The sequence below is a fragment of the Paramesorhizobium deserti genome, assembly GCF_001558695.1.
In the GTDB taxonomy this organism is placed as follows: Bacteria; Pseudomonadota; Alphaproteobacteria; order Rhizobiales; family Rhizobiaceae; genus Paramesorhizobium; species Paramesorhizobium deserti.
In genome coordinates, this window is record NZ_LNTU01000041.1 from 37,438 (window position 1) to 54,941 (window position 17,504).

Consider the following 17,504-nt stretch of genomic DNA (forward strand, 5'->3'; position numbering starts at 1 on the left):
CTCACTCGTCTCCGGGTACGCCGTAGGATGGGGCCTGGCGCGGGTCGAGGGCGCGCTGGATATAGGCTTCCAGTTGGGGTTTGTAGATATCCCAGGCCGTCGCAATTGCTTCGATCGGGCAGCCATCAGTCCAGTCGCAGCGCAGATCGGCGACAGGCCAGCTGACCTTGTCGACGAGCTTGAGTCCTGCCGAATGCACCGCGCCGGCTTCGCCGCCGGCCGCCAAGCCTGCGCGCATCGCGGCAATCAGGCGATCGCCCAGATGGCCCGATGAGGCGAGGAAACCATCGACAATTGCCTGCGGGACGCCGTCATTCGCCAATAAATTCCCGCCCGAGGCAACATTTTCACCCTGTGCCTCGGCCCAGATACCAAGGGCGTTCGGTCCGGAATGGATCGCCGTGCGTCCCTCGCAATCAACCGCGAGCACCTGCCGGTACTCGATGAACCTGCCCTGCTTCTTCACTTGGGTGATGGCGGCTTCGGCGCTCATTCCCTGTTCCATCAGGTCGAGGGTGAGGGGCCCTAAGGTCGGATCCGTCACATTCTGCGAGGCTACCGCGCCAACGCCGGCGCGCACATAGGCGCATCGCGCCGCTACGGCGGGAGAGGAGGAGGAAATGGCGATGCCGAACATGCCGGTATCGCGACAACGGGCGACGAGCGAAAAGGTCATGGGATCACTCCGGGATCACGGCGGTGGCGTCGATCTCAACCAGCCATTCGGGTCGCGCCAGCGCCTGGACGACAAGACCGGTCGAGACGGGATACACACCTTTGATGTATTCGCCCATCGTGCGATACACCGCTTCGCGGTGCCGGACATCGGTCAGGTAGACCACGACCTTCACAAGATGCTCCATGCGACCGCCGGCTTCTTCGATGAGCTGCTTTATATTCTGCATCACCTTGTGGGTTTGTTCGACGGGATCGTGGCTATCGATATTCACCGCATCATCCAGATTCTGCGGGCATTGGCCGCGCAGCCAGACGATCTTGCCGCCCTGGGTCACCACTGCCTGACAGAGATCATTGTTGAGGTTCTGCTCGGGATAGGTGTCTTTCGTGTTGAACTTGCGAATTCGCGTATGCGCCATTCTGGTCTCCATGGATAGGGGTACGATTGCTCAGGCTTTGTCGCCGACTGGTGCAGAAGCACGGGCTGGACGCGTGATCTGCGTTGATTGTGAATTATCGGCCGTCGCGTTGTGAGGATCGTTGGATCTGTGCCTCGCAGCTTCATGGTAGGCGAGATATTTGCGTTGTGTGGCGATATGGTCCGCCAGGAACCTGGCGTCGTGCCAGACGCCCCAGATGAAGCTGGACCCTCTCCGTGATTGCCAGGGCAGCCCCAGGAAATAGATACCCGGTTCCGTCGAAACACCCCGCTGATGCTTCGGCTTGCCGTTTTCATCGAATGCGTCGACCTTGAGCCAGCTGTAGTCGACACCAAAGCCGGTCGCCCAGATGATCGACCTTATCCCGGCCTGAGCCATATCCAGCTCAAGGATCGGATTTGTCACGCATTCCGGATCGGCCTCGATCTTGCGGGCCCTCGGCTCTTCCGGGAGGTCGAGGCCATTGCGTGCGACATAAGCATCGGCCTCGTCCAGCAGCGACAGGTAGTTGGCATCCCCGCGCGCGATATTTTCGGCGAGATCCGGCGCGAAGGCGATGACGCCGTCCCTATAGCTTCTCGTGCAGCCGACGAGAGTCATTCCCTGCGCGGCAAGACGCCGGAAATCGATGGTCTCGCCGCCGCGCGCACCGCTCACCGCGATGGTGACATGCTCCATGCCGGGCCTCGGCGTTTGGAGGTCCCACTTGCCGAGTACACCCAGCCACCAGCAGAAATCGCGTCCGCGGTAGGCGCGCGGAGGACGGTCGTGCGGACCAACCGACAGGAAGACGTTCCGGCCTGCCCGCAGCAGTTCGTCGGCGATCTGCACGCCCGAGGATCCGGCGCCGACCACCAATACCGCGCCTTCCGGTAGCTGCTGGGGGTTGCGGTAGGCACTCGAGTGTATCTGGATCAGCCCCGCATCTCCGGGAACGACAGGCGGGATGACGGGACGCTGAAATGGTCCGGTGGCGGCAACCACGCTCTTTGCCGCGATCACGCCCGCCGAAGTCTTGATGCGGAACCCAGCCCGGCCGACCTCTCTTCGAACGTCTCTGACCTCCACGCCGCAGCGGATCGGCGCTGCGATCATTCTGGCATAAGCGACAAAATAATCGGCAACAGCTTCCTTATGAATGAAGGCATCGGGATCGGCGCCGGGAAACTCCATCCCGGGAAAGCGATCATGCCAGGCGGGACCATTGGTGACCAGGGAATCCCACCTCTGCGAGCGCCATCGCTCGGCAATGCGATGCCGTTCGAGGACAAGGTGAGGTATGCCGCATTTGCTCAGATGCTCGCTCATGGCCAAGCCGGCCTGGCCGCCACCGACAACAAGCGTGTCTACTTCTTCAACTGACATATTCGCGCCCTTTCTGGCTTCTCCCGACATCTGCGCACTGGTCTGCGTTCTCAATGCTGGTCTAGCGGAGGGGCGAAACGGCGAAAATTACGATTTCACGTGGTGATGGTTAGGTTGATCCTAAATGCGATCGCCGGCCTGGTGGGTAGCGCCCGAACTCGTCCATACCGAGGACTTGGTGCTCAAAGAGACCCAATGGTCGAGCAAGCGCATATGCTACTCTTGTTTCGCCCGGTCCATCGGCCGCATGGCTCATATGGCCCGGTGGAAATCGCATTGTCCGTACCCAGCGCCTGCAATCCTTTTCCGTACATATGAACGATGCGAAGATCGCGCCGCATGTTCAATTCAGTTGCAGCCCGGCTGGTGATTTCCGATGCCGCCATCATCAAGCGGTGAGGATTGCGTAGGATCTTTTCCGCCAATGCGCTATCTCGGCTCACGTCAAGGGAACGGTGCAAACTGGACAAATGGCACAAATGGAACTATCTTTAGCGAGAAACCCATAAGGAGTGCCTGGGATGGTCAGTTCAAGTCCTGAATCTGAGCGCCGTGATCGAAACATCGCCGATCGCGTAGCCGCCAAGGTATCGAACGCCCTCAAGACGGAGAAGGGTTTCGGTCCCGGCTCTCTGGCTTTGTCAGCCCTTATCGCTGGCGAAGTTGCCGAGGTTGTTGCCAGGCTGCCGGCCGAACAGCGTCAGGAACTCAATGCGCACAGCGCTGAGCTCAAACAGCGCATCCGGCGCGTGTTCGAAAGCTTCGGACGCGAACGATCCGGCAGAATCCCGCTGAGTCTTCCTGATGAAATAGAGCCCTCGAAAGGTGAAGGCCTTGGAGCCATAGTCACACCCGAACAGGGTCAGAAAGGCTTGGCTGCGATTGCAATTCACCGGAAGCTTGAGGACTGGGCGGGAAGAGTGGCTGGCGCCACAGAGCTTAACCGTAACTATGGAGTGGCGCGTTCGTCCCTTAACCGCTGGCAACACGAGGGTGACGTCATTGGATTGCTCAAGGGGACGAGGAAACATGTCTATCCTGTCGAGCAGTTCGTAGATGGCCGACCTGCCCGCGGTATTCGGAAGATCATCCAACTTGCCAAAAGCGAGCGTATGGCCTGGCTCTGGCTGAGCCAGAGGAATCCCGTACTAAATGGACGCAAACCTATCGATCTCCTGAAACAGGATCGTGTAGGTGAGGTTGTCGAAGCCGCTGCGGCGTATTTCGCCGCCCAATGACGCTCGATCAACAGATCCTGCAGAGGCTGGTCGTTCGGGTTTGCGTTGATGACTACGTGCGCATCCTCGCCCGAGGGCATGTTGCGACTCCGCTTGGTATGGGGTTCGGTAAGACCCGCTTTTCAAGCCCGCGGAACAGATTCAAGCTCCTGTATCTGGCGCAGGACGTGAAAACGGCGGTCGCCGAGACCATCATCCGCGACCGCTTCGAAGGGAAATCCGAGCGCCTGCTCCTGCAGGAGGAGTTCGATCGATATTCCATCGCCAGCGTCCGCAACGCCCGTCCGCTTTTCTTACTAGATCTGCGGTTCGAAGGCGCAAGCCTGCTGGGTGTTTCAACGGACGCCGTCCGCGCAAAGGCGCAGGCCGCAGGCAGGCGTTTCAGCCAGAACCTCTACGACCAAACCGATCTCGACGGAATTGTCTACATGTCGCGCATCACCAACAAACAATGCGTGGCCGTCTACGACCGCGCCGTCGAGACCAGTCTCGACGCCGACAGCCCGGCAGCCAATCTGCCGGAACTCGCCTGCCTTCCGTCCGTCGTCGAAGAACTTCACGTCACAATCATGCAGAGACCGTGACTAGCCAGAGCCAGAATTGAGGGCATAGCGTTGGCTTCCCGCCACACAACGGTAAGGGAGATCAGATCGTGAACACAAAACGGATGGTGCGCTAAATTTCTCATTGAGTGTGGCAACAGCCATTCGGCATGTTGGGCCGAACGGGTTAATAGCGCCACAATCGGCTATCCCGGTGACCTGCCACGGGTATAATCGCACAGCGTAAGGACGCCCACGATCAACCGGTGGCGAGGAACCTAACGGGTGCCGTTTTTGTCGCCGATGGCCTTTCTGCGGGCCGATGGCGGCATTCTCCTCGTCGCTGTCATGCTGTTTCGGCGCGGTTAGACATGGGCGCCAACAATCTGCTTGCCTATGGAAACCTCATCAGGCCAAGGAAAAACCTCTATTCCCTCGATAGACCCGTTCATCTCAACCGGTTCCAGAGGTTAGGCACCTTCCTTTCGGTTCCTATCGACTTGACGAGCCAAAACGCACATGAGTTCGAACATGATCGTCGCGCCGGCGATCGATGTCATCCCCGCGAGATCGAACGGAGGAGACACCTCGACCAAATCAGCGCCCACCAGGTTTAGTCCATCGAGGAGACGAACAAGCTGCTGTGCTTCTCTTGTCGAGAGGCCCCCGATTTCGGGCGTGCCAGTTCCTGGAGCCATGGAGGGATCGATTGAATCGATGTCGAAGGTAACATACGCTGGATCCTCGCCAACGATGTCCCTTGCTTCGGCCATGATTTCATCGGGACCACGCCGGCTGAACTCCTCCATGTAGATTATTCGAATTCCCTGCGCGATCGCCCAATCGTGTTCATCAGGGCCATAAATTGAGCCCCGAATACCGATCTGCACCACGCGTCGTGGGTCGAGAAGTCTTTCTTCAATGGCACGCCGAAACGGAGTGCCATGAGTGTAGGCGTTATTTCCGAAATAGGTATCATTCGTATCGGAGTGGGCATCGAAGTGGATGAGGCCGACAGGTGCCTTCCGTGCGACGGCCCGCAACACAGGAAGCGTCGCCAGGTGATCGCCGCCTACACATAGGGGCAACGCCCCTGCCGCGACAATTTCTGCGACACCAGCTTCGATCAGACGCAAGCTATCCTGCAGATCGATCGGATTGACTGCGAGATCGCCTACATCGGCTATGTTCGCGACCTTGAACGGTTCCGTCTTGAACACGTGGTGGGTGCTCCGCATCAGACTCGAGTAGTTGCGGACTTCACGCGGCCCATGTCTTGCTCCGGCACGGTTGGTTGTTCCCCCGTCCCAGGGAATACCGGCAAGCGCTATATCGAGGCCTTGGGAGGCGGTGACGGCCGGCAGCCGCATGAATGTGGCGTGCCCTGCAAATCGCGGGACCTTGGCGGCGTCGACTGGTTGATGGAAATTCTCGCTCATCTGGCGTCCTATCTGAACTCTTCATTGACGATTTCGACGACCCTGCTTACGCAGTCGGCAAGTAGCCATTCGCCCTTCTCGGCGGTTGATCCCTCCGTCATGGAAAGGACGCCAGACGGGGGAACTTCCGCGGGCGGTTTCGGGAAACGGTCATACGGACGGAACTGGGCTGGCCCGTCATGCAGCGCCCGTGAAAGATCGACGAGATCTGGACGGAGTGCCAGCATGATAGAGGTTTCGATAACGCTTGCATGTTCGAGTTCAATTCCCGGGTAGCCGTTCGGAAAGATGCGGTCGATCGTTTCGGGTCGCGCGAATTCCCAGTGATCCATGCGCAGAATGGTAAGGTCCTTGTCGCGTCCGATGGTTTCCAGGGCGAGCTCGATCCCTTCGATCGACGGCCAGATATTCTCATAGTGCCCGTTGAGCACGACGATGCGCCTTACCTTCTGCCGGTAGAGCTCGACGAGAGAGAACGTGTGCGCCGACAGATTGATTGTCCCGGGAAACGCTGGACCACCGCCTGAGCGAGGCTGGGACCGGTTGCCATATGGAATCGTCGGCGCCACCAGTCCGCCGGTTGCACGCGCAATACGCTCGCAGATAGCCGTCGGGATTACGACATCCACATTGAGCGCCATGTGATGACCGTGCTGCTCGGTTGGCCGAGATTGAATCATCGGCAAAGACCGCGGCCGTATCGGCCGTCGCGATATCCTTGATCTGAAGATCCTTGAGCGACAGTCCCGCTTCCTTCAAAGTCATCTGCAACAACAGCCGCGCGGGAATATTGAGCTCCGCGGCGACGGTCTTGCCCTTCAGATCCGCCACGGTCTTAATCTGGTCATCGGTAATGACGCCATCGCCGCCGACGGACTCATCGATGGTGCCGATGATGATGCCGGGCGTATCCTTGTCGCGGGGACGTCCCTGGTATTCCCCTACCGAGCGCATCTGTAGTTCGATATCGCCTCGGGCCATGGCAGCCATGACGTTGGCGAGGTCATCCTCGAATTTGATGCTCACGTCGAGCCCCTGCTGCTCAAAGCAGCCGTTTTTGATGGCGACGTGAACCGGAGCAAAGCCGAGCCATGTCGGCGCGAGTATGCGGATCTGTTCGGCGCCGTATGCTGAGGTGGTGGCAATGGCGATAACAGCCGCGCTGGCGGCAAGCCTGCTAAAGGTTCTCATGATCGTTCCCCATTGGTATGTTTTATGGAGACAACGTGCCACGCCACACATTGAAGTAAATCAAAATGTTTGCGATCTTACATCGAGGATTCTCGATGTTGGGGTTGCGATGCGTCGTTTGGACAATATTGATATCAGGCTCTTGCGCGTGTTCGTCGCGCTAGCCGACGCGCGCGGATTTGCTGATGCACAAATCGCATTGAATCTCTCCCAATCCACTCTAAGCACGCATCTCGCGGAGCTCGAAAAGCGGATAGGCGCCCAGCTCTGCCTTCGGGGCAAGCAGCAGTTTCGGCTGACCGAGGCCGGTCAAGCGACCTACAATGCGGCTCAGAAGCTTTTTCTGGATCTGGATGACTTCACGCTTCGTGTCAGCTCTGCCACCGGGAATCTTTCGGGCCGGCTCAGGATCGGAGCGTCCGACGGCACGTACACCAGCGAGCAACTTGGTCTTCACGGTGCGATCGATCGTTTCCTGGACAATGGTGTTGACGTCTTCATCGAGCTCAAGCTCGGCACGCCATCCGAGCTTGAGCAAATGATCGCGGACGGTGAGCTGGATATCGCAATCGGCCCTTTCTCTCAACGCGCGCCTAGCGTCACCTACCTTGATTTCGCATCCGAGCCGCATTCACTTTACTGCGGCGCGAAACATCCGCTCTACGGAAAGAAAGACAGTCAAATCGACGCGAAGGACATAGAAAGCAGCCGTTTTTCTGTTCGTCGTTATCGCCATTTCGATGACCTTTATCTGGTCGGTCATCCAAGAGCGAACGCTTCCGTTGTGGAAATGGAAGCTCAGGCGATGATGATCCTGTCGGGCCATTTCATCGGCTTTCTCCCCTGTCACTTCGCGGATCCCCTGGTAAAACAAGGCCGACTTCGCGCCTTGAAACCGGCGAGCTTCGACTTCTCGTCAGCGCACCGCATTGCCTATCGAACACAGAATGAATCCAACCCGATCATTCAGGCTTTCCTAAGCGCATTGAAAAAGCTGGATCGCGATCCTCAGTGACCCGGGAGTTCCTTGGTCGGAGAAGTTATCGCGTAGCAGGGGGTTCATTGCTGCCAGGACGACAGTCTCCTGATGGGGGGCAATACCCTGACATCCCATCAGAAGACCGCGCCTCCAGACACTCACCTCTCTCGCGTCGGCGGTTAGTTCAATCCGTTCAGATTAATCAACCCTGGAACACCCTACGAGCAAATGAGCTCATAGGAGAGCGTGAGAGTTTTCTACGGGCTAGGCAGCCTTCGATGCTGCTTCGGTTTCATCCCACCGCAGGACGGTTTTGAGTTCCTGATCAATTGCAACTGCCTGGGCTGCCGAGGTTGCGGGCATCGGCATGCGCGGCAGTCCGCTGGCAACGCCCTGTTGGGCCAGGCAGTATTTGACATTGGCCGGCAGATTGTCGGCGTAGATCGTATTCCAGAAACGAAGCAGGGCCTTGTGGATCTCCCGCGCTTTGGCGTGGTCCCCAGCCTGTACCGCATTCCACAGCGTGACACATACGCCTGGAACGGCAGCCGGGTTCGCGGCAATCGTGCCCTGTGCGCCAATGGCGAAGGAGGGATAGAGCAGAGCGTCGACAGCGGTGAAGATCAGCTTGTCTTTCGGCGCGGTGATCAGGAGGTCGGCCATCAGCTTGAGGTCGCCGGCGCTCTGCTTGACGCCGATGACGCCCGGAAGTCCGGTCATGATCCGCACGAGCAGCTTGGGGCTCAGATAGTTCCAGGGAACGACGTTATAGATGATGATGGGGATATCGGTTTCCCGCGTCAGCCGTTCGAAGTGCGCATAGGTCGCGTCTTCGTCGGGTTTGAAGACGTAATGCACCGGCGTGATCTGCAGCGCCGCGACATTGAATTTCGTGACGGCCTTGGCTTTTTCCGCGGCATCGCGTGTGCTGTTGGCGATGATGCCGGCGACGATTGGAATGCGGCCATTCACCTCTTCGCTGGCGATTTCGATCGCGCGCGCCAGCTCGGCGGTTGAAAGCGTGTGGCCTTCGCCCGTGCTGCCGCCAAGGCAGATGCCATGGACCTTCTTGCGGAGCATGAAGCGTACATTCTCACGCAATGCAGCCCCGTCGACGGTTTCGTCGGCCTTGAAGGGCGTGACGAGTGGAGGGATGATGCCTTCGAGTTTGTGTGACATTACAGTTTCCTTTGTTGCTGTCTGGCCTTGTGGCGCTGGCGCGCCATACCGGTGGTTGCCTCCGTGAAACCATGGTGCGGCCTGTGGAGGCGAAATTCGGTTCAGTCGGCGACTTCCGCCGTTCCAAGCGCGTTCATGACGCGCTTCGTCTGGTCTTCGTGCTGCTTGATGAAAGCGGTGAAATCGGCGGTTCCCAGCCAGACAGCGCCAAAGCCGCGATCCTTCATGCCGGACTGAAAGCGCTCGGAATTGAATGCCTTGTGCACCGCGGCCTCGATTTGGGCGACGAGCGCGGGATCCATGCCTGCAGGACCGGCAATGCCGCGCCAGGTGCCGCCGGTTACGGCTTTGCCGGTTTCCTCCTCGGCGGTCGGGACATCAGGATATTTCTCAAGCCGTTCGGCACTGAGCACGCCGACGGTCTTGACGAGGCCTGCCGAGGTCAGGGAATCCGTCTCGGGGATCGAGCAGAGGACAACGTCGATGCCGCCGGAGACGAGCTCCTGTAGCCCTGCTGCCGAGCCTTGGGCGGGAATGAGATTGATCTTGGCGACATCAACGCCTTCCTCGAGCATCAGCGAGACGAAGGGAATATCCCAGCTCGCGCTGCAGGTGCCGCCGCAGGAGATCTTCAGGCTGGAGGGATCCGCTTTCAGCGTCGCCACGATATCCTTGAGTGATTTGATCTTGGAATTGGCCGCCACATGCACGGCTGCGGGATCGGCGTTGAACTGGGCGACAGGGGTGAAGCTTTCGCTGGTGAAGTCGGCCTGCCCGAGTAGCTTGAACTGGGCAAAGGGCGAAAGCTGGCCAAGCGTATAGCCGTCCTTCGCCGCCGTGCTGTAAGTCGTGTAGCCGATCACGCCACCGCCCTGGCCCTGGTTGATCACATTGAACGGCTGTCCGGTATTCTCTTCGAGTTCACGTGCGAGCAGGCGCATCGTGTAATCACTTCCACCCCCCGCACCCGCAACCGCAATCAGCGTTACCGGTCGTTCGGGCCATTCGGCACGTGCCGGCGTCGCGACGGCCAGGACAACGCAGGCGGCGGCAGTTGTCAGCAGGTTTCTAATCGAAGTCATACTCTCCTCCCTATATTCCATATTGTGGAACAAAACATTTAAGTGAATTCACTTATACCCTATTAGCGGATTTAATATTTCGCAATGGTCAAAAACATGTTTTTTGGGATATGAGTTACAATTTTGTGCTGTATTCCGAATATCAAGGGTAGCGCGTGGAGCGGCAATGAGCGGCTGCCCATGCAGATCGATGTGTCTTGAAGATTGGAAGCTGACTGACGCGATGCGGCCGGCGCTACACGTGAGAGTGCATCTCACGCTTCGCAGCGCCGCCGAAGGCTTTCATACCGATGGCGGCCAGCCAGACCACGATAGTGAAGACGCCGATTGCCGCGGCGATCGGTCGTTCGAAGAAGATCGTGAGATCGCCTTGCGATTTCAGCATGGTGGTCATGAAGGTCTGCTCGATCAGCGGCCCAAGAATCAGGCCGAGAATGGCCGGCGCGAGGGGAACACCATTGGCCTCCATCAGATAGCCGAGAACACCGAACAGCGCGATCAGACCAACTGCAAACAGCGTATTCTCCACCGAGAAAGCGCCCAGGATACAGAACATCAAGATGACGGGAGAAACGTAGTTCGTCGGTAACTTGAGGATGAGGCCGAAACCCCGGATACACAAAATGCCGAGTGGAACGATCAGGAGATTGGCGATGAAGAAGATCGCGAAGATCGTATAGATTGTCTCGGGATTATTGAGGAACAGCGTCGGACCGGGATTGATGCCCTTGATGAACATGACGCTAATGACGATCGCGGTAATCGCATCGCCCGGAATACCGAAAACCGTGGCCGGAATATAGGCCCCGCCAAGCGAGGCATTGTTTGCAGCACTTGCCGACATGATACGCTCGACGGCGCCTTTTTCGTCATCGTTGCGACCAATCCGCGAGCCGCGCCGCGCGATGGCGTAGGAGATCCAGGCCGCGATATCCGAACCGGCTCCAGGTAGTGCACCGACCACGGTGCCGATCAGGCCGCCGCGCAGCACGCCCACCTTATGTGGCCATAGCCGTTCGCTTATGGTCGAGAAGATCGGTCCCATGCGGTGCGTATTGGCGCGGCCGTGAAATTCGGCATTGGCATTGCGCAACAATTCCGAGATGGCGAAAAGGCCGATCAGCACGGGTATGAGGCCGAGCCCGCCCATCAGATTGGTGGAGCCGAAGGTAAAGCGCGGGATGCCGGAAACCGGGTCCATGCCGATTGTTGCAAGCGAGAGCCCGAGGAAGAGTGACGCAAGACCCTTGAGCAACGAAGGACCGGCGACAAAGGTGGCGCAACTCAGCCCCAATACGCCCAACCAGAAATATTCAACGCTGGAGAAAGCGAGAGCTATGCGGGCAAGCGACGGCGCGGCGAGCGTCAGCACGATGGCGCTCAGGAGGCCGCCTGCGGCTGAAGCGAAAAGACCTGCTCCAAGCGCCATGACTGTCTTGCCCTTGAGCGTCAGATCATGTGCATCGTCTGTATAAGCAGCGGATGCCGGCGTTCCAGGCATGCGCAGCATCGCGCCCGGAATGTCGCCGGCGAAGATGGCCATGGCCGACGCCGTAATGATTGAGGCGATGGCCGGCAATGGCTCCATGAAGATGATGAAGGGCACCAGAAGGGCGGTTGCCATCAGCGCGGTCAGGCCCGGTATCGCGCCGATGGCGAGACCGTAGACAGCGGAGGCAAAAATCACCAACAGAAGATGAGGATCGTTGATCTGTTGAAGAATTGTGAACGGGTTCACCATATCAGCCATCCGGAAATCGAGGTGAGGGGGCCCCAGGGGAGCGGCACATGAAGGATCGAGGCGAAGCCGATGTTCATTACCGCGGCGACCAGAAAGCCGACGATCAGCGCTTTCGTCTTCGGCGCGCCGCTTGCCGCGATAACGGACGTGAGGATTAATGTCGCCGTGATGAGAAAGCCGAGGAGATCCACGAACGCGATATAGAAGACGATCACACCGGGAATAATCCAGAAGCGCAGGGCGAACCTCGCGCTCTTCGTCCAGTCCGGCGGAACCACGATCGGTGAGGTTTTATGGTTTCGCAGCCCCTGCCAGACGATCGCAAGTCCGACCAGTGACAGGCCGGTGCCGACGAGGAGCGGGAAGAAGCCCGGACCATAGCTGAGATTGCGTGGCGCGGCGAATGTCCGGGAATAGGCAGCGACGAAGATGCCCAATAGCATGAACACCATGCCGACGATAAGGTCATGCACTTTCATTGGATTCACCCGTCCGGGTTAAAATAGGACGGGCGCCCTGGCGAACCCGCCCCGTCAGATATCATTGGCCGTAGCCGAGCGCGCCCATCACACGTGCGGTCTCTGCCTCATGCTGCTCCATGAGCGCCTTCAGTTGCGAGGCATCGAGCCATTTCACGCCGAAATTGGCCTTTTGCATCGCAGAGCGGAAATCCTCCGACTGAACCACAGCGTGGATTGCGTCTTCCCAGGCCTTGACGGCATCGGCAGGCATGCCTGCCGGGCCACCAATTGCGCGCCAGGTGCCACCGTCAACCGGGTATCCCACCGTGGTGCCGGCGAGCGGCACATTCTCGAAGCCTGCGACAGGCTCGGGGCTCAGGACGGCAAGCGCGCGGACACGGCCAGCCTGCATCAGTGACGATGCTTCAGGCAGTGACGCCGTCTGGAAATCGACGCCGCCGGAGGCGAGCTCGGTCAAGCCGCTGGCCGCCCCTTGCCCTGGTATCCAGTTGATTTTCGAGACGTCGATCCCGTAATCGAGCATCATGCCGGCAACAGGAATGTCCCAGACGCTGCCGCAGCCGCCGCTGCAATGAATCTTGAAGGTGGCCGGGTCTGCCTTCAGTGCATCGAGCGCCTCCTTCAAATTGCTGAACTTGGAGTCCGCGCTGACCAGCAGCGATGAGGAATCGCCGTTGAAATTAGCGATCGGCGTGAAATCGGAGCCTTTGAAATCCGCCTGTCCGGTGAGCTTGTATCCCGCATAAGGGAAGAGCAGCCCGACCGTATACCCATCGGGTTTCGCATTGCGAAGGTTGGTAAGCCCAACCACGCCGCCGCCCTGGCCCTGGTTTATGATGGTGATCGGCTGTCCGAGCCCTTTTTCGAGTTCGCGCGCCAGGATGCGCGTCGTGGTATCGCCACCGCCGCCGGCTCCTGCCGGAACGATGACGGTCAGCGGCCGTTCGAAAAAGCCAGCCGAGGCCGCGCCCGTAGCCGCGGCCAATATCATGAAAGACGCAGTAAAGGTGCGGAATGTGCCCATCGATCTCCTCCCCAATCTACAGGTTCATTCGAGGGATATGACGATATTATAGATATGTCAATCCCATATTCCGGAATAAGAGAGGTTTTCGTCTGCTATATGCCAAATCTAGCGGCGTCCATTCCATCCCAGCTCTCGGGAAATCTGGTCCGCGGTCTGAATGACGGTCGGCGCCAGTCCCTGGATGCGGGTTAGCGGCATGCGTTCGGCCGGTCCCGAGACGCTAACTGAAGCGAAGATCTGCCCGCGCGAATCGCGGATCGGTGCTCCGACGCAGCGGATGCCAATCTCGTTTTCTTCATTGTCGATCGCATAACCCCGCTCGCGGATTTTCCTGAGGTCATCGAGCAGTGCGTCGATGGTGGTCAGGGTATATTCCGTGCGCTGCTGCAAGCCCTCCTCGGCAGCGACGCGGCGGATGAGATTATCTTGCTGAAACGCGAGAAACGCCTTGCCAACGCTGGTACAATATGTCGGCGCGGCCTCGATCGTCGTCAGCGTGGTCAGGCGCGTCTCGCCCATTTCCTCGCGTTCGATGCAAACCATCTGGCTGCCGTCGAACATATGAAGATGAACGACTTCGCCCGTAATCTGATGGAGATTGAGTACATGGGGCCGGGCATGGCGGTTGAGGTCGAGATTGGCGAGCACGACGCTGCCGTAGTAAAACATCTTCAGCCCAAGACGATAGTCATGCCGCCGCCCGTCCTGATCGATCAGCCCGATATCGCGCAGTGACGCCACGATCCGATGGATCGTCGTGCGTGGCATGCCGGTCATCTCGACGAGATCGGTGATCGAAAGCTGGCCCTTGGCCCGGGTAAAGCAATCGAGCACCGCCGCCATCTTGTAGAAGGATTTGGTTCCGCCGTCGCGCCCGCCGTCGGCGTCCGCCTCTTCGGCCCGCGGTTTGTCGCTCATATCATTCATTGCCGTTTGATGCTCCTGTCGGCCTGTTGTTGCCCCGCGAGATTGTGCCATTGTGCTCAATAATTGGCCAGTCTCGCGCCGAGATTCTTCCACATAGCAGATTTTATGATCGAGGCATCGATATATGTCGCTCTTTCCGGGATTCAAAATTCGATGTTGACCATGCACATTTATAGTGGCACAAAGTGACAAAAATTTCTGACTAATCCCAGTATGTGGGATATAAAGCAATTCTTGCGATTGCGTAGAGGGAGGAATCGTGAAAAAGCTGATCAATGATCCGCGTGCGGCCGTTCGCGAAATGCTGGAAGGTCTCGCCGACGTTTCCCCGCATCTGGCATTGCTTGCCGACGAGAATGTCATTCTGCGCGGCGATCTGCCAGAGCCGGCAGACCGCAAGGTTGCTGTCATTTCCGGGGGTGGCAGCGGACACGAACCGGCTCATGCCGGTTATGTGGGTGAGGGAATGCTGACAGCCGCGGTTGCCGGCGACGTTTTCACATCACCGAGCGTCGACGCGGTTCTCGCGGCCATCCTTGCCTCCGCCGGACCTGCCGGCGCGCTGTTGATCATCAAGAACTATACCGGTGACAGGCTGAATTTCTCGCTCGCCGCGGAGCTTGCCCGCAAAGAAGGAATCCCGACAGAAACGATGATCGTCGCCGACGACGTGGCCCTGCGCGATATCGTGGCGCGCGACCGCCGGCGCGGCATTGCCGGTACTGTTCTCGTCCACAAGATCGCCGGTGCCGCTGCCGAGAAGGGCTTGCCTCTCGCCGACGTTGCGCGGTTGGCGCGTTCGGCAGCCAGCGAGGTTGCGACGATGGGTATCGGGCTGGGTGCCTGCACCGTGCCTACCGCCGGAAAGCCGAGCTTCGAACTAGGCGAGAACGAGATCGAGTTCGGTCTTGGCATTCATGGCGAAAAGGGCGTGCGGCGCAGTCACATTCAGAGCGCGGACAAGATCGTAGACCAGATTGTTGACACGCTGCTTACCGATATGGGTCCGTTCGGGACGCGAAGTGTGGCTCTTTTTGTCAACGGGCTTGGCGCAACGCCGCCCATGGAGCTTTCCATAGTTGCGCGTCAGGCGCTTTCGGTCTTGCGGGCGCGTGGATGCCGGGTGGCAAAGGCATGGGTCGGCAATTTCATGACCGCGCTCGAAATGCCGGGGTGTTCCCTGTCGCTTCTTCCCCTCGATGAAGAACGGATTTCTCTTCTCGATGCACCGTCCAGGGCGGCGGCCTGGCCTGGACCGGGTGATATTGCCGAACGCCGCAACAATGTGATGTCGGCGCACCCGGCTGCCGATGCAACGCCGGAGACGTCTGCTCCCGGGCCGGTTTCCACGCAGCTCAAGACAGTCGTTGACGCGGTGGCCGATGCACTTGAACAGGCGGAGAGCCATCTGACCGAGTTGGACAGTCTTGCTGGCGATGGTGATCTCGGTGCCAGCATGGAACGAGGCGCCCAGGCATTGCGGGCGCTGCCGTCTTCCGCTTTCTCGACGCCAGAGACGCTCTTCGTCGCCATGGCCAATACGCTTCGGCGCACCATCGCCGGCAGCTCCGGTCCTTTTTATGCCACGGCGCTAGTGCGGGCGGCCCGGCGTCTTTCTGGCATCTCCATGCCGGATACCGCGCAATGGGGAGCGGCCTTCGCCGATGCGGTCCATTCCGTTTCCGAGATCGGTGGCGCGAAACCGGGTGACCGGACGATGTTTGACGCCTTGTCCGCCGCGCTCGATGGATGGCGGCAGGCACAGGAGGCGGGCGAGACAGGTGAACGCTCCTGGCAGCATGCGGCCGCGAGCGCCCGTGAAGCTGCAAAGGCCACCGCCAACATGAAGCCGCGCCTTGGCCGCGCAAGTTATCTCGGGGACCGCGCGGTCGGCACGCCCGATGGCGGTGCAGTAGCGGTCGCGATCTGGATGGAGGCCATAGCCGAAGTCTTGAGAGCTTCGGCTATCCAACGCGCATCTGCCTGAAATCACGCCCGTCTGAAAATCAGAAGCTTTCAGGTCACGAGCCGGACGCCAGTACCGGAGGAGATAGGCGCCAGGAAAACTGTGTTCGCGGGCCAGTGGGAGCCCGCTTCAAAGGGAGGAAAAATCTATGAAATCCATCTTGCTGGCGTTTGTCGCCTCGGCAGCCATGCTCATCGCCGGAACGGCGTCCGCGCAGGAATATACAATCAAATATTGCTTTGCCGATGTCGACCAGCCGGGGGAAAATGCCGCAGCCGCCCATGCCTATGTCTTCAAGGATGCACTGGAGCGTCTGAGCGGTGGGCGCATGAAGGTCGATCTCTTCCCCAACGGCCAGCTTGGCGACGCCAAATCGATGGCGCAGCAGATCCGCCGAGGTACGATCGGCGTGGCAAGCTTTTCGTCGGGTGTTTTCGCCTCGCTCTATTATCCCAAGCTTGGCGTTCTTGATTTGCCGTTTCTCTATAGCACTCGTGCGCAGATGGTGGACACGCTTTCGACCGACAACGACTATATGAGAAAATTGGTCGACGACATCGCGGCGGAGACCGGCGTACGGATCCTTGGCTTCGAACCCTACGGTTTCCGCAATTTCACAACCGCATCCAGGGAGATTCGGGAACCGGCCGATCTCGCGGGGCTGAAGATGCGCACGCAGGAGATCGTGCCGCACCAGGAGATGATGCGGGCTCTCGGTGCGACACCGACGCCCATCCCGTTCATGGAGCTTTATTCGAGCCTGCAGACCGGCGTCGTCGATGGCGAGGAAAATCCGCTCGCGACAATCCTGCAGCAGAAGTTCTACCAGGTGCAAAAACATCTGACCCTGTCAGGGCATCTCATGACCATAGCGGGCATTTTCGTCAACGAGAAATGGTACCAGTCGCTTCCAGATGACCTGAAAACGGCCGTGGTGGCAGCCAACAAGGAAGCCTCGCTCGCCTATGCGGGCATCGGCGCCGTGCAGGATGTGCTCGCCCTTAAGGCATTGCAGGAAAATGGCATGCAGGCTTATGCGCCGACCGCCGAACAGATGGCGAAATTTCGGGACGCGACAACAGGCACCGTGCGCGGCTGGGCCGAGAAGGAGTACGGCAAGGAATTCGTCGGTGGGTTCTTCAGCCATGTGGAAACAGCGTCCAAATAAGGGCGCTTTCGTCGATGCCGGCGTGCCGATGGCGCGCCGGGTCCTTCCACGGGGGATGAG

The 17,504-nt window shown here is 59.1% G+C and carries 16 protein-coding genes and 1 pseudogene; 5 read left to right on the top strand and 12 right to left on the bottom strand.

Annotation, left to right across the window (positions count from 1 at the left end; all coding sequences use genetic code 11):
• Position 1: 1 nt before the first annotated feature.
• Genes ATN84_RS25140 through ATN84_RS25150 form a run of 3 tightly spaced genes read right to left on the bottom strand, consistent with a single transcriptional unit; the run spans position 2 to position 2,483 of the window.
• Positions 2 to 676: a DUF1028 domain-containing protein gene (locus tag ATN84_RS25140; RefSeq protein ID WP_068885267.1), complete on the bottom strand. Its 675-nt coding sequence runs from the start codon at positions 674 to 676 to the stop codon at positions 2 to 4.
• A 4-nt stretch (positions 677 to 680) separates the two neighbouring features.
• Positions 681 to 1,097, bottom strand: coding sequence for a RidA family protein (locus ATN84_RS25145; protein ID WP_068885268.1), 417 nt, complete (start codon positions 1,095 to 1,097; stop codon positions 681 to 683).
• 30 nt (positions 1,098 to 1,127) lie between these two features.
• Positions 1,128 to 2,483 carry a flavin-containing monooxygenase gene (locus ATN84_RS25150; RefSeq protein ID WP_068885269.1) on the bottom strand — a complete coding sequence of 452 codons (1,356 nt, stop codon included), beginning with the start codon at positions 2,481 to 2,483 and terminating at the stop codon, positions 1,128 to 1,130.
• Positions 2,484 to 3,004: 521 nt separating this feature from the next.
• On the opposite strand from ATN84_RS25150, the gene ATN84_RS25155 reads away from it, so the two are divergent.
• Entirely contained in the window at positions 3,005 to 3,721 is a 717-nt protein-coding gene (locus ATN84_RS25155; RefSeq protein ID WP_068885270.1) for an antitoxin Xre/MbcA/ParS-like domain-containing protein, read from the top strand.
• Positions 3,718 to 4,305 (top strand): RES family NAD+ phosphorylase, encoded by a 588-nt coding sequence (locus tag ATN84_RS25160; protein WP_068885271.1) that lies wholly within the window; start codon positions 3,718 to 3,720, stop codon positions 4,303 to 4,305. Before ATN84_RS25155 ends, ATN84_RS25160 begins: the two co-directional genes overlap by 4 nt.
• 428 nt (positions 4,306 to 4,733) lie before the next feature.
• Here ATN84_RS25160 and speB read toward each other — a convergent pair whose 3' ends face one another.
• The 3 genes and pseudogenes from speB to ATN84_RS26510 form a co-directional block, all read right to left on the bottom strand.
• Positions 4,734 to 5,702 (bottom strand): agmatinase, encoded by a 969-nt coding sequence (gene speB, locus ATN84_RS25165; protein WP_068885272.1) that lies wholly within the window; start codon positions 5,700 to 5,702, stop codon positions 4,734 to 4,736.
• An 8-nt stretch (positions 5,703 to 5,710) separates the two neighbouring features.
• Entirely contained in the window at positions 5,711 to 6,382 is a 672-nt protein-coding gene (locus ATN84_RS25170; RefSeq protein WP_082766502.1) for a creatininase, read from the bottom strand.
• A pseudogene (locus tag ATN84_RS26510) lies at positions 6,378 to 6,944 on the bottom strand (ABC transporter substrate-binding protein); the annotation flags it as partial. The gene ATN84_RS25170 and the pseudogene ATN84_RS26510, both read right to left, overlap by 5 nt.
• Between ATN84_RS26510 and ATN84_RS25175 the strand changes: the two are divergent.
• Complete coding sequence (locus tag ATN84_RS25175) at positions 6,847 to 7,908, top strand: LysR family transcriptional regulator (protein WP_244491221.1); 1,062 nt, start codon at positions 6,847 to 6,849, stop codon at positions 7,906 to 7,908. The pseudogene ATN84_RS26510 and the gene ATN84_RS25175 overlap by 98 nt on opposite strands.
• Before the next feature lie 228 nt (positions 7,909 to 8,136).
• Here ATN84_RS25175 and ATN84_RS25180 read toward each other — a convergent pair whose 3' ends face one another.
• The 6 genes from ATN84_RS25180 to ATN84_RS25205 form a co-directional block, all read right to left on the bottom strand.
• Complete coding sequence (locus ATN84_RS25180) at positions 8,137 to 9,051, bottom strand: dihydrodipicolinate synthase family protein (RefSeq protein WP_068885275.1); 915 nt, start codon at positions 9,049 to 9,051, stop codon at positions 8,137 to 8,139.
• A 101-nt stretch (positions 9,052 to 9,152) separates the two neighbouring features.
• Complete coding sequence (locus tag ATN84_RS25185; RefSeq protein ID WP_068885276.1) at positions 9,153 to 10,133, bottom strand: Bug family tripartite tricarboxylate transporter substrate binding protein; 981 nt, start codon at positions 10,131 to 10,133, stop codon at positions 9,153 to 9,155.
• A 235-nt stretch (positions 10,134 to 10,368) separates the two neighbouring features.
• Entirely contained in the window at positions 10,369 to 11,874 is a 1,506-nt protein-coding gene (locus tag ATN84_RS25190) for a tripartite tricarboxylate transporter permease (RefSeq protein WP_082766503.1), read from the bottom strand.
• Complete coding sequence (locus ATN84_RS25195) at positions 11,868 to 12,353, bottom strand: tripartite tricarboxylate transporter TctB family protein (protein ID WP_068885278.1); 486 nt, start codon at positions 12,351 to 12,353, stop codon at positions 11,868 to 11,870. Before ATN84_RS25195 ends, ATN84_RS25190 begins: the two co-directional genes overlap by 7 nt.
• Before the next feature lie 61 nt (positions 12,354 to 12,414).
• Entirely contained in the window at positions 12,415 to 13,380 is a 966-nt protein-coding gene (locus ATN84_RS25200; RefSeq protein ID WP_068885279.1) for a tripartite tricarboxylate transporter substrate binding protein, read from the bottom strand.
• A gap of 108 nt (positions 13,381 to 13,488) precedes the next feature.
• Positions 13,489 to 14,301 (bottom strand): IclR family transcriptional regulator, encoded by an 813-nt coding sequence (locus ATN84_RS25205; protein WP_068885364.1) that lies wholly within the window; start codon positions 14,299 to 14,301, stop codon positions 13,489 to 13,491.
• Between the two features lie 268 nt (positions 14,302 to 14,569).
• Here ATN84_RS25205 and ATN84_RS25210 point away from each other — a divergent pair, with 268 nt between their 5' ends.
• Both ATN84_RS25210 and ATN84_RS25215 read left to right on the top strand, forming a co-directional pair.
• Positions 14,570 to 16,297, top strand: a complete 1,728-nt coding sequence (locus ATN84_RS25210) for a dihydroxyacetone kinase family protein (protein ID WP_068885280.1) — start codon at positions 14,570 to 14,572, stop codon at positions 16,295 to 16,297.
• 127 nt (positions 16,298 to 16,424) lie between these two features.
• On the top strand, positions 16,425 to 17,444 hold the full coding sequence (locus ATN84_RS25215; RefSeq protein ID WP_068885281.1) for a TRAP transporter substrate-binding protein: 1,020 nt from the start codon (positions 16,425 to 16,427) through the stop codon (positions 17,442 to 17,444).
• Positions 17,445 to 17,504 lie beyond the last annotated feature (60 nt).

What these genes read in the sequence shown, in the direction of transcription:
- ATN84_RS25140 (WP_068885267.1), bottom strand. Translation starts at nt 676, where the DNA reads ATGACCTTTTCGCTCGTCGCCCGTTGTCGCGATACCGGCATGTTCGGC.
- ATN84_RS25145 (WP_068885268.1), bottom strand. Translation starts at nt 1,097, where the DNA reads ATGGCGCATACGCGAATTCGCAAGTTCAACACGAAAGACACCTATCCC.
- ATN84_RS25150 (WP_068885269.1), bottom strand. Translation starts at nt 2,483, where the DNA reads ATGTCAGTTGAAGAAGTAGACACGCTTGTTGTCGGTGGCGGCCAGGCC.
- ATN84_RS25155 (WP_068885270.1), top strand. Translation starts at nt 3,005, where the DNA reads ATGGTCAGTTCAAGTCCTGAATCTGAGCGCCGTGATCGAAACATCGCC.
- ATN84_RS25160 (WP_068885271.1), top strand. Translation starts at nt 3,718, where the DNA reads ATGACGCTCGATCAACAGATCCTGCAGAGGCTGGTCGTTCGGGTTTGC.
- speB (WP_068885272.1), bottom strand. Translation starts at nt 5,702, where the DNA reads ATGAGCGAGAATTTCCATCAACCAGTCGACGCCGCCAAGGTCCCGCGA.
- ATN84_RS25170 (WP_082766502.1), bottom strand. Translation starts at nt 6,382, where the DNA reads ATGATTCAATCTCGGCCAACCGAGCAGCACGGTCATCACATGGCGCTC.
- ATN84_RS25175 (WP_244491221.1), top strand. Translation starts at nt 6,847, where the DNA reads ATGGCGATAACAGCCGCGCTGGCGGCAAGCCTGCTAAAGGTTCTCATG.
- ATN84_RS25180 (WP_068885275.1), bottom strand. Translation starts at nt 9,051, where the DNA reads ATGTCACACAAACTCGAAGGCATCATCCCTCCACTCGTCACGCCCTTC.
- ATN84_RS25185 (WP_068885276.1), bottom strand. Translation starts at nt 10,133, where the DNA reads ATGACTTCGATTAGAAACCTGCTGACAACTGCCGCCGCCTGCGTTGTC.
- ATN84_RS25190 (WP_082766503.1), bottom strand. Translation starts at nt 11,874, where the DNA reads ATGGTGAACCCGTTCACAATTCTTCAACAGATCAACGATCCTCATCTT.
- ATN84_RS25195 (WP_068885278.1), bottom strand. Translation starts at nt 12,353, where the DNA reads ATGAAAGTGCATGACCTTATCGTCGGCATGGTGTTCATGCTATTGGGC.
- ATN84_RS25200 (WP_068885279.1), bottom strand. Translation starts at nt 13,380, where the DNA reads ATGGGCACATTCCGCACCTTTACTGCGTCTTTCATGATATTGGCCGCG.
- ATN84_RS25205 (WP_068885364.1), bottom strand. Translation starts at nt 14,301, where the DNA reads ATGAGCGACAAACCGCGGGCCGAAGAGGCGGACGCCGACGGCGGGCGC.
- ATN84_RS25215 (WP_068885281.1), top strand. Translation starts at nt 16,425, where the DNA reads ATGAAATCCATCTTGCTGGCGTTTGTCGCCTCGGCAGCCATGCTCATC.